Origin of the sequence: Aquabacterium sp. (genome assembly GCF_044226965.1) — a bacterium.
Lineage (GTDB): Bacteria > Pseudomonadota > Gammaproteobacteria > Burkholderiales > Burkholderiaceae_C > Pseudaquabacterium.
Genome location: NZ_JBGAGA010000110.1, coordinates 1 through 14,446 on the forward strand (window position 1 = coordinate 1; position 14,446 = coordinate 14,446).

General features: G+C 71.7%; 10 protein-coding genes and 1 pseudogene. 3 read left to right on the plus strand and 8 right to left on the minus strand.

Going from position 1 to position 14,446, the window contains the following annotated elements; genetic code table 11:
* The 4 genes from ACILR4_RS28010 to ACILR4_RS28025 all read right to left on the minus strand — a co-directional run.
* The coding region (locus ACILR4_RS28010) for an ATP-binding protein (protein ID WP_395704185.1) at positions 1 to 1,236 on the minus strand (1,236 nt) is incomplete at its 3' end.
* On the minus strand, positions 1,233 to 1,916 hold the full coding sequence (locus ACILR4_RS28015; protein ID WP_395704186.1) for a response regulator: 684 nt from the start codon (positions 1,914 to 1,916) through the stop codon (positions 1,233 to 1,235). The genes ACILR4_RS28015 and ACILR4_RS28010, both read right to left, overlap by 4 nt.
* Before the next feature lie 66 nt (positions 1,917 to 1,982).
* Positions 1,983 to 4,412, minus strand: coding sequence for an ATP-binding protein (locus ACILR4_RS28020; protein WP_395704187.1), 2,430 nt, complete (start codon positions 4,410 to 4,412; stop codon positions 1,983 to 1,985).
* A gap of 4 nt (positions 4,413 to 4,416) precedes the next feature.
* Positions 4,417 to 5,538: a substrate-binding domain-containing protein gene (locus tag ACILR4_RS28025; protein ID WP_395704194.1), complete on the minus strand. Its 1,122-nt coding sequence runs from the start codon at positions 5,536 to 5,538 to the stop codon at positions 4,417 to 4,419.
* Positions 5,539 to 5,738: 200 nt separating this feature from the next.
* On the opposite strand from ACILR4_RS28025, the gene ACILR4_RS28030 reads away from it, so the two are divergent.
* Entirely contained in the window at positions 5,739 to 7,130 is a 1,392-nt protein-coding gene (locus tag ACILR4_RS28030; RefSeq protein ID WP_395704188.1) for an NAD(P)/FAD-dependent oxidoreductase, read from the plus strand.
* On the opposite strand, the gene ACILR4_RS28035 is transcribed toward ACILR4_RS28030, so the two are convergent.
* Positions 7,097 to 7,732, minus strand: coding sequence for a TetR/AcrR family transcriptional regulator (locus ACILR4_RS28035; protein ID WP_395704189.1), 636 nt, complete (start codon positions 7,730 to 7,732; stop codon positions 7,097 to 7,099). The two genes, ACILR4_RS28030 and ACILR4_RS28035, sit on opposite strands and share 34 nt — an antisense overlap.
* Before the next feature lie 73 nt (positions 7,733 to 7,805).
* Between ACILR4_RS28035 and ACILR4_RS28040 the strand changes: the two genes are divergently transcribed.
* Together ACILR4_RS28040 and ACILR4_RS28045 are read left to right on the plus strand one after the other, a co-directional pair.
* Complete coding sequence (locus ACILR4_RS28040; protein WP_395704190.1) at positions 7,806 to 8,222, plus strand: darcynin family protein; 417 nt, start codon at positions 7,806 to 7,808, stop codon at positions 8,220 to 8,222.
* A 90-nt stretch (positions 8,223 to 8,312) separates the two neighbouring features.
* The gene (locus tag ACILR4_RS28045) at positions 8,313 to 10,121 is read left to right on the plus strand and encodes an aminopeptidase P family protein (protein ID WP_395704191.1); all 1,809 of its coding nucleotides are present in this window, start codon (positions 8,313 to 8,315) and stop codon (positions 10,119 to 10,121) included.
* 1 nt (position 10,122) lies between these two features.
* Here ACILR4_RS28045 and ACILR4_RS28050 read toward each other — a convergent pair whose 3' ends face one another.
* The 3 genes and pseudogenes from ACILR4_RS28050 to ACILR4_RS28060 all read right to left on the minus strand — a co-directional run.
* On the minus strand, positions 10,123 to 11,667 hold the full coding sequence (locus ACILR4_RS28050) for a methyl-accepting chemotaxis protein (protein WP_395704192.1): 1,545 nt from the start codon (positions 11,665 to 11,667) through the stop codon (positions 10,123 to 10,125).
* Positions 11,668 to 11,710: 43 nt separating this feature from the next.
* Positions 11,711 to 13,279 (minus strand): methyl-accepting chemotaxis protein, encoded by a 1,569-nt coding sequence (locus ACILR4_RS28055; protein WP_395704193.1) that lies wholly within the window; start codon positions 13,277 to 13,279, stop codon positions 11,711 to 11,713.
* Between the two features lie 22 nt (positions 13,280 to 13,301).
* A pseudogene (locus ACILR4_RS28060) lies at positions 13,302 to 14,446 on the minus strand (methyl-accepting chemotaxis protein); the annotation flags it as partial.

The following is a 14,446-nucleotide window of genomic DNA, read 5'->3' on the forward strand; positions in this document are numbered from 1 at the left end:
GCGCTGCGCGATCGAGCGCACGATGGCCAGGCCCAGGCCGCTGCCGCTGTCCTGCGCCGCGCTGCTGCCGCGCACGAAGCGTTCGAACACCCGCTCGCGCTCCGGCTCGGGGATGCCGGGCCCGCTGTCGTCGACCTGCAACAACACGCGGCCGTCCTGCCGCTGCACGCCCACCTGCACCTCGCCGCCGGCTGGCGCGTAGCGCAGCGCGTTGTCGACCAGGTTGCGCACCAGCACCGAGAGCGCCGGCGCGTCGGCGCGCACCACCGCATCGTCGGCCTCGTCCGCCTGCAGCGCCAGGCCGCTGCCACGCGCCTGCGCCAGCGGGTGCAGGTCGGCCAGCACCTGCCTGAGCAGCGGCAGCAGGGCCAGGTCGCTGGCCGGCGCTGGGGCAGCGCCCGGCTCCTGGCGCGCCAGCGTCAGCAACTGCTCGACCAGCCGCGTCGCGCGGTCGACGCCGTTCACCAGCGCGTCCAGCGCGGCGGCGCGGCTGGCGTCGTCGGGCGCGCGCTTGAGCAGCTGGGCCTGCAGCTTCAGCGCGGTGAGCGGCGAGCGCAGCTCGTGCGCGGCGTCGGCGACGAAGGCGCGCTGGCTGTCGAAGGCCTGGCCCACGCGCTCGAGCATCGCGTTCAGCGAATGCACCAACGGGCGCACCTCGTCGGGCAGGTCGTCCTCGGGCAGCGGGTGCAGCGTGGCGACATCGGCCTCGCGCAGCGTGCCGGCCATGCGCGACAGCGGCCGCAGCGCGCTGGCCACCAGCCACCACAGCGCGGCGGCCAGGAACGGCGCCACCGCCGCCAGCGGCAGCACGCTGCGCAGCGCGGCCTTGGCGGCCAGCCCTTCGCGGATGGCGATCGGCTGCGCCACCTGGATCACCTTGTCGTGCGCGGCGATCGCGAAACTGCGCCAGCGCAGGCCGTCGACCACGATGTCGGCAAAGCCGAGCACGGTGCGCGAGGGCAGGTTGCGGTGCGCGCGCGAGGCATACACGCTGCGGCCGTCGATGCGCCAGATCTGCACGACGAAATCGAGGTCCTCGTCGCGCAGCGCGGCGGCCTCGTCTCCGGCGATCTCGCCCTGGTCGCGCAGCGACAGCGCCATCTGCCGCAGCTGGTAGTCGAACAGCGTCTCGGCCTCTTCCAGCACGTTGTGGTACGTGACGCCGCCGACCAGCCCCGCGGACAGCAGCAAGGCCACCAGCAGCGACAGCAGCAGCCGGGCGCGCAGCGACTTCATGCCCGCGACAGGAAGTAGCCGACACCGCGCATGCTCTGGATCACCTCCGGCCCGAGCTTCTTGCGCAGCTGGTGCACGTAGACCGAAACGGCGTTGCTTTCCACCGCCTCGCCCCAGCCATAAAGCCGATCTTCGAGCTGCGCGCGCGACAGCACCGCGCCGGGCCGCTGCATCAGCGCCTCCAGCACCGCGAACTCGCGCGCCGACAGCAGCACCGGCTGGCCCTGGTAGCTGACCTCGCGCGTGGCCGGGTCGAGCTTGAGCGCGCCGTGCACCAGCGCGGTACTGGCGCGGCCGCCGTGCCGGCGCATCACCGCACGGATGCGGGCCAGCAACTCGTCCAGCTCGAAGGGCTTGACGAGGTAGTCGTCGGCCCCGGCGTCGAGGCCGGCGACGCGGTCGCCCAGCGCGTCGCGCGCGGTCAGCACGATCACAGGCGTGGTCTCGCCACGGCCGCGCAGGTGCTGCAGCACCTGCAGCCCGCCATCGGGTCGCGCCGGCTGGCCCGGCGCATCGGGCAGGCCCAGGTCCAGCAGCAGCAGGTCGAAGCGCTCGCTGCCCAGCGTGGCCTTGGCCGCCGCGCTGTCGTACACCCAATCGACCGCATGCCCCTCCAGGCGCAGGGCCTGGCGCAGGCTCTCGCCGATCATGCGGTCGTCTTCCACCAGCAGCAGTCGCATCGTTGAAGGTCTTGTCGGGGCCGGATCGAACGGATCCAGCCAAGCATAGCCGGCGGCGCGCCGGCGCTACAGCGGCTGCACGGCCGACGGGCTGGGCAGGGCCTGCCGCGGTCCGATCTGGCGCGCGATTTCGCGCAACAGCCGTTCGCGGTCGAGCGGCTTGGCCAGGAAGGCATCGGCGTCCTGGCCAGGACCGACGCTGACCGCGTCGGCGTCGACGGTGGCGGAGACCGCGATGATGCGCACGCCGCGCAGCGCCGGCAGCCCGCGCATCAGGCCAATAGCCTGCAGGCCGCCCATCACCGGCATCTCGACGTCCATGATGACCAGGTCCGGCGGCTGCTGGCCGGCAAGCGCCAGGGCCTGCTGGCCGTCGCCGGCTTCGTCGATCTCGAAGCCGAGCGGTCGCAGCATGTCGCACAGCAGCTGGCGATTCGCCGGCATGTCGTCGACGACCAGGATGCGCGCGCGCGGGCCGCCGCCCAGGCCGGCGCCGACGGCCGCGCCGGGGTGGACGGCCGGCTCGTCGGCCGCGGCGCGCACGAGCGCCAAGTCCAGCTCGAAGCTGAAGTCGGTGCCGCGGCCCGGCTCGCTGCGCACCTGGATGTCGCCGCCCATCAGCCGCACCAGCTGGCGGCTGATGGCCAGCCCGAGTCCCGAGCCGGCGGTGCGGTGCCGCACGTCGCCCACCTGCTCGAACGGCCGGAAGATCTTCTCGAGCTGGTCTTCGCGGATGCCCACACCGGTGTCGCGCACGCTGAAGTGCAAGCGCACGCGGTGCGCGCCGGACCGCAGCACGCGGACCGTCAGCGCGACCTCGCCGCGGTCGGTGAACTTCACCGCATTGCTCAGCAGGTTCAGCAGCACCTGGCGCAGGCGCTTCTCGTCGGCGATGACCTCGGCCGGCACGTCCGGCGCCACGTCCACCGTGAAGCGCAGGCCCGCCTCCACGGCCTTCACGCGCACGATGTCGGCGGTGACCCGCACGCATTCGGCCAGCTGCACCTCGCCCAGGCACAGTTCCAGCTTGCCGGCGTCGTGCTTGGCCAGGTCGAGCAGGTCGTTGATCAGCGCCAGCAGGTGGTCGCCGCTGCGGCGGATGGTCTCGATGCCGCGCCGCTGCTGGACGCTCAGGCCACTGTCCAGCTCGAGCAGCTGCGCATAGCCCAGCACCGCGTTCAGCGGCGTGCGCAGTTCGTGGCTCATGTTGGCCAGGAAGGCGGCCTGCGTCGCGCGGGCGGCCTCGGCGGCGTCGCGCGCGGCGATCAGGTGCTGCTCGGCTTCCTTGCGCAGCGTGGCGTCGCGGATCACCAGCACCAGCAGCCCGCCGTCGCCGGCGGACACCGGGTTGAGCGAGACCTCCACCGGAATCGGTTCACCGCCGCTGCCGCGCGCCAGCGCGTCGCGCGTGAGGCCGGGCACACCGCGGGGCTGCCAGTCCAGGTCGGGCAGCAGGGCCTCGCCCGGCTGGCCCACGGCCTGGGCCGCGTGCAGGCCGAACATGCGCTCGGCGGCATGGTTCAGCTGCAGCACCTTGCCGGCCTGCAGCACGACGATGCTGTCGGCGGTGTTGTCGATGATCGCGGCCAGGCGCTGCTGTTCTTCCTCGAGCCGCACGCGGGTGGCCGCCAGCTGCCGGCGGTCGCACAGGAACTGCTCCACCGCGCGCGCCATCGCGCCGATCTCGTCGTCACCCTGCACCGGCACCTGGACCGGCACCTGCCCCGAGGTAGCGCCCGGTTCGCCGGCTTCGCGCAGGCTGCGGCTGACCTGCTGCAGCCGCGCGATGACATGCTGGCCGAGGAACACCCGCGCAATGAGCCAGGCCGCGAGCAGGCCGAAGGCGAGCCAGGCCACCACCCAGTACGCGCTGACGTTCGAGGCATTCACCACCCGCAGCACCGCGGCCTGGTAGCCGCGCGTGAGCTGGTCGGACCGCTCGCGCGCGGACACCGTCATCGCCTGCGCGTAAGAGCGCATCTCCTCGCGCTGGCTGGCCAGCGCCGCCGTGCGCGCCACGTCCGCGGCACCGGGCAGCGCCGCGGCTTCGCGCAGGTGGGCGATCACGTGGGCCGAATTGCGGAACAGCTGGCTGGACTGGTGCAGGTCGAGCACCGAGACGTCCTCGCCGACCGCCAGCCGCGCGGTGAGCTCGTCCAGCGCATCGAGCTCGGCCAGGATCTGCGCGTAGGTCTGGTGCGCGACCCGGTCGGAGTCGGTCGACAGCATCCGGTCGGCCAGCAGCTGGATCTGCTGCGTGCGCTGCTGCAGGTCCTGCGCGTTCTGCATGCGCGCCAGCCGCTCCTGCGAGAACTGGCGTGCCGCGCTGCTGGTGGCATGCAGCGCAAAGACCGCCGTGGCCCCGCCGGCGACGATGAGCGCGCCCATCGCGAACAGCGCCGCCGCGAACTGCGCCCGCAGCGAATGCGGCACGAGCCGGCGCAGCAGCGGGCCCTTGCGCCAGGCAGAGAAGATGCGCTGGACCAGGCGGTGCATCGCGTCAGCGGCGCTTCCAGATCCGCCGGTAGTGGTCCCGATAGCCGTTCTCGGGGTCGTAGGCCAGGCGGGAACCGCCATCGGCGCCGAGGTTCTCGGCCGTCACCAGGTGGACCGGTGCGACGAAGCCGCTCACCGGCTGGCCGGCCATCAGGCGGTTGAGCTCGTCGACCACCTGCCAGCCCTGCATGTTCAGCGGTTCGGCCACGGTGCCGGTCTGGAAGGTGCCGGAACGGACCCGCATGAAGGCCGGCGCGCTGCCGTCGCCCGCCGACAGCAGGCTGAGCGCGCCGGTGGGCATGCCGGCGCTGATGAACACCGGCACCGCGTAGTCGAAGTAGATGTCGTTGATGGCCAGGGCATGCGTCCAGCGCGTGCCGTGGGCGGCCAGCAGCGCGCGGGTCACGGCCGGCATGCGGGTGGCCGCCTCGGAGATGGGCACGTCGCGCAGGTCGAGCAGCGTGCAGCCGCCGCACTGGCGGATGACCTCGGCCATGGCCTGGGCCTTGGCGCTGGCGATGGCGAAGCGCGAATCGGTGAACACGACGACGCCGGCACGCCCGCCGGACTGGGCCACGGCCGCCAGCGCCGTCGTGCGCGCCACCGCGATCGGATCGGTGGTCACGTTCATCGCCACCGGCGTCCCCGCCACCGGGCCGGCCACCGGCGCCGCATGCCAGCCCACCACCGGGGGCAGCCGGTCACCGGCCGAGCGCAGCGCGGGCCCGAGCTCGTGGGCGTCGGCCCCGCAGATGACCAGGCCATCCGGCCGTGCGGCCAGCGCCTCGGCCAGCGCCTGGCTGCGGCCCGCGGGCGTGCCGCCGGCGTCGACGATGCGCACGGTCCAGCCGATTTCGCGCGCGGCTTCGCGGATGCCCTGGGCCACGCCGAGCACGCCGCCGTTGCGCAGGTCTTCGGCGAGCACCGCGATGGTCTTGCCTGGCGCAGCGCTGGGGCCGGTGCTGGGGCCGGTCCAGGGGGGCGAGCGGCTGGCAGCAAGCGCGACGACCTGCCGCGCCTGCTCGAGCAGATCGGCGCGCGACGCCGCCGGCAGCGAACACAGCGCAAGAACGACCGCCGTGCAGCCAGCTGCCCGGATGCGACCCGTCGTCCTGCCGCGGTCCATGCTCACGTCTGCCATCCTTGGCCGCCCACGCGGCGGCTGCGGCGCACAAGGTTGCGGCGCACTGCCCATCCCTGGCGAACCAGAATAGCGCGCAATGCCGGCGCCAACAAGCCAGGACCGCGGGGCGGAGCGCGGACAATCAGGCACGCTCGGCCCGGCCGGGGCCGGCTGAGGCGCACGGCGCCAGGGAGCGAGGAAACATGCAGGAACGCAACGCAGCGGCGGCTGCACGGGCGAAGGTGGTGGTCATCGGCTGCGGCTTCGGCGGCCTCGAGGCGGTGCGGGCGCTGGCGCGCAGCCCGGCCGTCGAGGTCACGCTGGTCGACCGCACCAACCACCATCTGTTCCAGCCGCTGCTGTACCAGGTGGCCACGGCCGACGTGTCGGCGCCAGCGGTGTCCGGGCCCATCCGGCACATCCTGCGCCGGGAGATGAAGCGCGGCCGCCTGACCGTGCTGCGCGCCGAGGTGCGCGACATCGACGCCCGTGCGCACACGCTCACCTTGGACGATGGCAGCCCCCTGCCCTACGACCACCTGATCGTCGCCGCCGGCGCCACGCACAGCTATTTCGGGCACGACGAATGGGCCCGCTTCGCGCCGGGCCTGAAGACGCTGGCCGATGCCTTCGAGATCCGCGCCCGCATCATCGGCGCCTTCGAGCAGGCCGAGCGCTGCCAGGACGAGGCCGAACGCCGCGCGCAGCTGAACTTCGTGATCATCGGCGGCGGCCCCACCGGCGTGGAGCTGGCCGGCGCGCTGGCCGAGATCGCGCGGCACACGCTGCCCGAGGAATTCCGCCGCATCGATTCACGCCAGGCCCGCGTGGTGCTGATGGAAGGCTCGCCCCGCGTGCTGGGCGCCTTCGACGAAAGCCTGTCGGCCAGCGCGGCGCGGCAGCTGCAGAAGCTGGGCGTCGAGCTGCACCTGGGCTGCCAGGTGGTGGGCATCGACGCCGGCGGTGTCGACTACCGGTCGGCGGGCGAACCGAAGCGCCTGGCCGCGCGTACCGTGCTGTGGGCGGCGGGCGTGGCGGCCTCGCCGCTGGGCCGCGCGCTGGCCGCCAGCGCCGGCGCCACGCTGGACCGCGCCGGCCGCGTGCAGGTGCAGCCGGACCTGACGCTGGCCGGCCACCCGGAGATCCAGGTGATCGGCGACCTGGCCGCGGCGACGACGCCGTCGCCCCAGGGCCCGAAGCCGGTGCCCGGTGTCAGCCCCGCGGCCAAGCAGATGGGGCGGCTGGCGGCGGCCAACCTGCTGCGCCGGCTGCGTGGCGAGGCCGCTCAAGCCTTCCGTTATGCCGACTACGGCTCGCTGTCCACACTCGGCCGCAATGCCGCGGTGGTGCAGCTGGAAACGCCGCTGCTCGGCCGCGTGCACTTCTCGGGTTATCCGGCCTGGCTGTTCTGGCTGTTCGCCCACGTGTACTTCCTGATCGGCTTCCGCAACCGGCTGGTGGTGCTGATCGACTGGGCCTGGAGCTACTGGACCTTTGCGCGGCATGCGCGGGTGGTGGCACAGCCGCAGGGCCTGCCGGGCGCGCCGCCGGCCGCCCCGGCTCAGGCCGGCGCGTCCAGCGGCGCGGTGAGGTAGGCGCGCGTCAAGCGCACGATCTCGCGCGTGGCCTGCTTCAACGAGACGCCGCCCGGCCGCTGGTGCACCACCGCATGCACCAGGCCGTGCACCGCGTGCATCAGCACGTAGGCGGCCAGGCGCAGGTTCTCGACGCGGAGTTCGGCCTGGAACTTGCGCAGCAGCGCGCACAGCTGCTCGTTCAGGTCGGCCTCGAAGCGCTCGTGCGCATCGGCCAGCTGCAGCGCAGTGACCTGCGTCTCCAGCACGCGGTGCAGTCCGGCGTCGATGCGGTGCGATTCCACCAGCCCTTCGATCGCCAGCGTCAGCGCCTGCTCCATCGGCAATCCCGCGCCGACGCACAGCGAGCGGCCGATCACCTCGTACATCTGCTGCATGTGGCGTTCGTGCAGCGCACGGATCAGCGCGTCCTTGTTCGGGAAGTACTGGTACAGCGACCCCACGCTGACGCCGGCGCGCTCGGCCACCAGGTTGGTGTTGGTGGCGGCATAGCCGCGCTCGACCAAAACGCGAGCCGTGGCGTCGAGGATGGCCCCGACGGTGGCCTGGGATCGCGCCTGGCGCGGGGCCTTTCTCGGCAGTGGCGGGGGCTTGGTGGGCATGGTCGGCAGGCGCGGCGCGGGCCGCGTGAAATGCGAGTTGGAAATGCGAGCAGATACTCGCATAGTGTCGGCCATGCACCGCGACAACGTCAACCGACTCCAGCGCCCGGCGGCCCCCGTGCCGCCGCCGCGGCCCTACACCGTGTTCATGCTGCTGCAGGCCCAGCCGGACTGGCAGGCACTGCCCCGCGAGCAGCGCGAAGCCCTGTGCGACGACGCGCTGATGCAGGTCTACAACCGCTTCGCCGCGGTGCGCCTGCGCTGGCACGATGCGAGCGCCTTCCATGGCCGCTGCACCGACGTGCTGGTGTGGGAGACCACCGACCTGCCCGAGTACCACGAGGCCGTGGCCACGCTGCGCCGCCATGCCTTCCTGGACCGGCAGCACTTCGCGCTGCTGGACGTGATCACCACCATCCCCGACGGCTGGCGTGAATATGCCTGGGAGACCGGCATGGGGGACCTGAGCGCCGTGCCCCAGCCGGCATAGCGACGCGGAAGAGCGCGGAGGGGCGTCCTAGAATCCGCGGCTTCGGACGGCACCCGACCCGGGCGCCGAGCCCCACCCCGGAGCCCCACGATGGACACCCGACTCTCCCAGGCCCGCCAGCGCGTCGAGCGCGTGCGCGAGGCGCTTGCCCGCCATGGCCTCACCGCGCTGCTGGTGCCTTCGGCCGACCCGCACCTCAGCGAATACCTGCCCGGCCGCTGGCAGGGGCGCGAGTGGCTGTCGGGCTTCACCGGCTCGATGGGCACGCTGGTGATCACCACCACGCAGGCGGCGCTGTTCGCCGACAGCCGCTACTGGGTGCAGGCGGAGAAGGAACTCTCGGGCAGCGGCATCGCGCTGGTGAAGATTCCCAGCGCCGCGGCCGCCCACCACATCGAATGGCTGGCGCGCGAAGTACCGGCGGGCCAGACCGTCGCGGTCGATGGCCAGGTGCTGGGCCTGGCCGGCGCGCAGCAGCTGCGCGCGGCGCTCGAAGCGCAGGGCGTGCAGCTGCGCACCGATGTCGACCTGCTGGCCGAGGTGTGGCCCGAGCGGCCCGCGCTGCCGGCTGCGCCGGTGTACGCGCATGCCGCGCCGCAGGCCCCGGAGCCACGGGCCACGCGGCTGATGCGCGTGCGCGAGGCGATGGCGCGGCATGGCGCGACGCACCACTTCGTCTCCACCGTCGACGACATCGCCTGGATCACCAATCTGCGCGGTGCCGACGTCGAGTACAACCCGGTGTTCCTGGCCCACCTGCTGATCGACGCCACGCGCGCCACCCTGTACGTCGGCGCCGGCAAGGTGCCCGCCACGCTGGCCGCGCAGCTGCAGGCCGAGGGCGTGGCGCTGGCCGACTACGCGCAGGCCGCCGCCGCGCTGGCGACGCTGCCCGCCGGCAGCACGCTGCTGGTCGACCCGCGCCGCATCACGCTGGGCTTCCGCCAGCAGGTGCCGGCCGGCGTGCGGGTGGTCGAGGCCATCAACCCCAGCACCTTGTTCAAGAGCCGCAAGGGCGAGGTCGAGGCCGGCTTCGTGCGCGAGGCGATGGCCGAGGACGGCGCGGCGATGTGCGAGTTCTACGCCTGGTTCGAGTCGGCCCTCGGCCGCGAACGCATCAGCGAACTCACCATCGACGAGAAGCTGAGCGCCGCGCGCGCGCGCCGCCCCGGCTTCGTGGGCCTGAGCTTCTCCACCATCGCCGGCTTCAATGCCAACGGCGCGCTGCCGCACTACCGCGCGCTGCCCGAGTCCTACAGCTGGATCGAGGGCAACGGCCTGCTGCTGATCGACTCCGGCGGCCAGTACCTCGGCGGCACCACCGACATCACCCGCGTCTGGCCGATCGGCACGATCACCGACGCGCACAAGCGCGACTTCACGCTGGTGCTGAAGGCGATGATGGCGCTGTCGCGCACGCGCTTCCCGCGCGGAACGCTGAGCCCGATGCTCGACGCGATTGCGCGCGCGCCACTGTGGGCCGAGGGCATCGACTACGGCCACGGCACCGGCCACGGCGTGGGCTATTTCCTGAACGTGCACGAAGGCCCGCAGAGCATCAGCAAGGCGGTGCCCGAGGCGACGATGGCGATGGAGCCCGGCATGATCACCTCCATCGAGCCCGGCGTGTACCGCGGCGGCCAGTGGGGCGTGCGCATCGAGAACCTGGTGCTGAACCGCCCGGTCGCCACGCCGGAGAACGACGCCTTCGGCGAGATGCTGGAGTTCGAGACGCTGACCTTGTGCCCGATCGACACCCGCTGCATCGATCGCCGCCTGCTGCGCGAGGACGAGATTGCCTGGCTCAACGCCTACCACGCGATGGTGCGCGAGCGCCTGACGGCCAAAGTGAGCGGCGACGCCCGCGCCTGGCTGGAGGCGCGGACGGCGTCTTTCTAGCCTAAACCGTCAACCGGAAGGTCGAGACCAGGCCGGCCAGGCGGCCCGCCTGGTCGCGCAGGCTCTCGGCCGCCGCGGCGCTTTCTTCCACCAGCGCGGCGTTCTGCTGCGTCATCTGGTCGAGCTGGTTCACCGCGCCATTGACCTGGCCCAGGCCCTGGCTCTGCTCGCGCGAGGCGAGCGTGATCTCGCCGATGATCGAGGACACGCGCTGCACGCTGTCGACGAGCTCGCGCATCGTGCTGCCGGCATCGCCCACCAGGCGGCTGCCGGTGGCGACCTTCTCGACGCTGTTGCCGATCAGGCCCTTGATCTCGCGCGCCGCTTCGGCGCTGCGCTGCGCGAGGCTGCGCACTTCGCCGGCCACCACCGCGAAGCCGCGGCCCTGCTCGCCGGCGCGGGCGGCTTCCACCGCCGCGTTCAGCGCCAGGATGTTGGTCTGGAACGCGATGCCGTCGATCACGCCGATGATGTCGGCGATCTTCTTCGAGCTGGCGTCGATCTCGTTCATCGTGCTCACCACCTCGGCCACCACCTGGCCGCCGCGCTGCGCCACCTCGGCGGCCGAGCTGGCCAGCTGGTTCGCGGTGCGTGCCGAATCGGCGGTGTGCGACACGGTGGCGGTCAGCTCTTCCATCGAGCTGGCGGCCTTTTGCAGGTTGCCGGCGGTCTGCTCGGTGCGCTGGCTCAGGTCGGCATTGCCGGTGGCCACTTCGCTGCTGGCGAGCTGGATCGAATCGGCCGTCTGCCGCACCTGGGCCACCATGCGGCTCAAGCTGTCGCGGGTGTGGCGCACCGATTCGACCAGCCGGCCGATCTCGTCGGCGCTGCCGGGCTCGATCTGCACCGAAAGGTCGCCGTCGGCAATCGCCTTGAGCCCCTGCTCCACCGCGGCCAGGCGCTTCTTCAAGGTGCTGGCCAACGCCTGCACGAAGGCAAAGACGCCGATCGCCAGCGCGAGTCCGACGCCCAGGTTCACCAGCGCGAAGCGCAGGGCCGCCTGGCCCACTTCATCGATGTAGACGCCCGAGCCGGCGACCCAGCCCCAGGGCGCGAAGCCGGCGACATACGAGCGCTTGGCCACCGGGTCCTGGCTGCCCGGCTTGGGCCACAGGTAGTCCACATGGCCCGAGCCGTTCTTCTTGACGACCTCGACGAACTCGACGAACAGCTTCTTGCCGTTCGGGTCCTTGTAGTCGGAGAGGTCCTTGCCGTCCATCTCCGGCTTGATCGGATGCGCCACCATGCGTGGCGTCATGTCGTTGATCCAGACGTATTCCTTGCCCTCGTAGCGGATGGCCTTGATCTCGGCCATGGCCTTGGCCTGCGCCTCGGCGGTGGGCAGGCGGCCGGCCTTCTCCTCGTCGTTGTACTTGCGTGCGATGGCCAGCGACTGCTCGACCACCGCGCGGGTGGTGGACAGGCGCTGGTCCAGCGAGGCCTGGTAGAACGAGTAGCCGGTGTAGGCAGCGCCTGCCAGCACCACCACGGTGATCAGGCCGGCCATCCAGCGGAGGCGGGCCACGAGGGAAACTGCTTTGCTCATGGCCGGCTCCTTTGGAGTTTAGGCGGAAGGCATCAGGGAATCGTCAGGCAGTGGCGGTCAGTCGGAAGGTCGACACCAGGCCGGACAGGCGGCCCGCCTGTTCGCGCAGGCTTTCGGCCGCGGCCGCGCTCTCTTCCACCAGCGCCGCGTTCTGCTGCGTCATCTGGTCGAGCTGGTTCACCGCGCCGTTGATCTGGCCCAGGCCCGAGCTCTGCTCGGTCGAGGCCGCGGTGATCTCGCCGATGATGTCCGTCACCCGCTGCACGCTGGCCACGATCTCGTTCATCGTCGAGCCCGCATCGGTCACCAGGCGGCTGCCGGTTTCCACCTTGTCCACCGAGTTGCCGATCAGCGCCTTGATCTCGCGGGCGGCCTCGGCACTGCGCTGCGCCAGGCTGCGCACTTCGCCGGCCACCACCGCGAAGCCGCGGCCCTGTTCGCCGGCCCGCGCGGCTTCCACCGCCGCGTTCAGCGCCAGGATGTTGGTCTGGAATGCGATGCCATCGATCACGCCGATGATGTCGCTGATCTTCTTGGAACTCGTGTTGATCGCGTCCATCGTGGTCACGACCTGCGCCACCACCTGGCCACCGCGCTGCGCCACTTCGGCGGCGGACGCCGCCAGCTGGTTGGCCTGCGAGGCGGCATCGGCGCTCTGGCGCACGGTGCCGGTCAGCTGCTCCATCGAGCTGGCGGTCTGCTGCAGGTTGCTGGCAGCCTGCTCGGTGCGCTGGCTCAGGTCATGGTTGCCGGTGGCCACTTCGGTGCTCGCCACCTGGATGCTCTCGGCGGTCTGGCGGATTTCGCCGACCAGGCCGCGCAGGCGGTCCTGCATTGCGGCAATCGCGTTCAGCAGGCGGCCGATCTCGTTGTTGCCACCCGGCTCCACATGGCTGGTCAGGTCGCCCTCGGCAATGCGCTCGGCCACGCCGACCACGCGGTCGAGCGGCTTGCACACCGCCCGCAGGGTCAGCCAGGCCAGCGGCAGGAACAGCGCCAGCGTCAGGCCCATCAGGCCGAGCTTGGTGGCGTCGGCCACCGTGGCGCGCTGCTGCGCGTGGTGGCGCACCGTCTCGACGCGGGCCAGCTGCGACTTCGTCAGCGCATCGACATTCGCCAGCATCGACTTCACGGTGCCTTCGGCCTTGGCCGCATAGGCCAGCGCCACGGTGCCATCGATCTGCGCGCCCTTCAGCTGCGCGGCCAGCGGCTGGATCACCGCCACGTAGTCGGTGACCAGCTTGGCGTGGTTGGCCGTCATCGTGCGCACCTCGTCGGTGGCCGCGGGCGACTTGGCAATGCGTTCGGCCACGGCCTTCGAGGCCGACACGGCTTGCTGCCACTCCTTGGCCAGGCGGTCGATCTCGATCGCGTTGGAGGCACCGATGGCCATCATGCTGGCTTCGAGGCGCCGCATCTGCGACATCGAGTCGCGCAATTCGCCGGCGTCCGTCAACGCCGCATTGGATTCTTCGAAGACGCGGGTGGCGTCCTGTCGGCCGGCACTGTCAGCCAGCGCACTGACCGCCGCCGTCACCACCAGCGAGGTGGTGACGATGCCGATCATGACGTTGAACCGCGCGCGAATGGTCAGGCGATTGAGCAGATTCACGGGAGCACTCCATCGGAGAGGGTCAGAACGATTCCCAGTCGTCGCCTGCGCCGACGGCAGCCTTGGACGGGGCTGACGGAGCGGCCGCCACCGTTGTCTCCCGCTTCTCCACCACGGGCTTGCTCGTCGCTGCGGCGGCTGCGGCCGGCTTCGCGGCAGCGGCCGGCACCGGCTTGTGCGCTGCGACCGGCTTGCTGGCCGGTGCGGGCTTGGCGGCAGCCGGGGCTGCTGCACTGCTGGCGGCCGGCGCTGCCGTCACCGGGCGCGCTGCGGCAGCGCCATCACCCAGGTTGAAGGTCGACACCAGGCCGGCCAGGCGGCCCGCCTGTTCGCGCAGGCTTTCGGCCGCTGCCGCGCTCTCTTCCACCAGCGCCGCGTTCTGCTGCGTCATCTGGTCGAGCTGGTTCACCGCGCCGTTGATCTGGCCCAGGCCGGCGCTCTGCTCGGTCGAGGCCGCGGTGATCTCGCCGATGATGTCCGTCACCCGCTGCACGCTGGCCACGATCTCGTTCATCGTCGAGCCCGCATCGGTCACCAGGCGGCTGCCGGTTTCCACCTTGTCCACCGAGTTGCCGAGCTGCGCACTTCGCCGGCCACCACCGCGAAGCCGCGGCCCTGTTCGCCGGCCCGCGCGGCTTCCACCGCCGCGTTCAGCGCCAGGATGTTGGTCTGGAACGCGATGCCATCGATCACGCCGATGATGTCGCTGATCTTCTTGGAACTCGTGTTGATCGCGTCCATCGTGGTCACGACCTGCGCCACCACCTGGCCGCCGCGCTGCGCCACTTCGGCGGCGGACGCCGCCAGCTGGTTGGCCTGCGAGGCCGCATCGGCGCTCTGGCGCACGGTGCCGGTCAGTTGCTCCATCGAGCTGGCGGTCTGCTGCAGGTTGCTGGCAGCCTGCTCGGTGCGCTGGCTCAGGTCCTGATTGCCGGTCGCCACTTCGGCGCTGGCCACCTGGATGCTTTCGGCGGTCTGGCGGATTTCGCCGACCAGGCCGCGCAGGCGGTCCTGCATCGCGGCAATCGCATGCAGCAGCCGACCGATCTCGTCGTTGCCGCCCTGCTCGACCGTGGTGCCGAGGTTGCCTTCGGCAATGCGCTCGGCCACCGTGACGGCACGGGCGATCGGCAGCTTGATGCTGCGGGTGATGCGCCAGGCGACCAG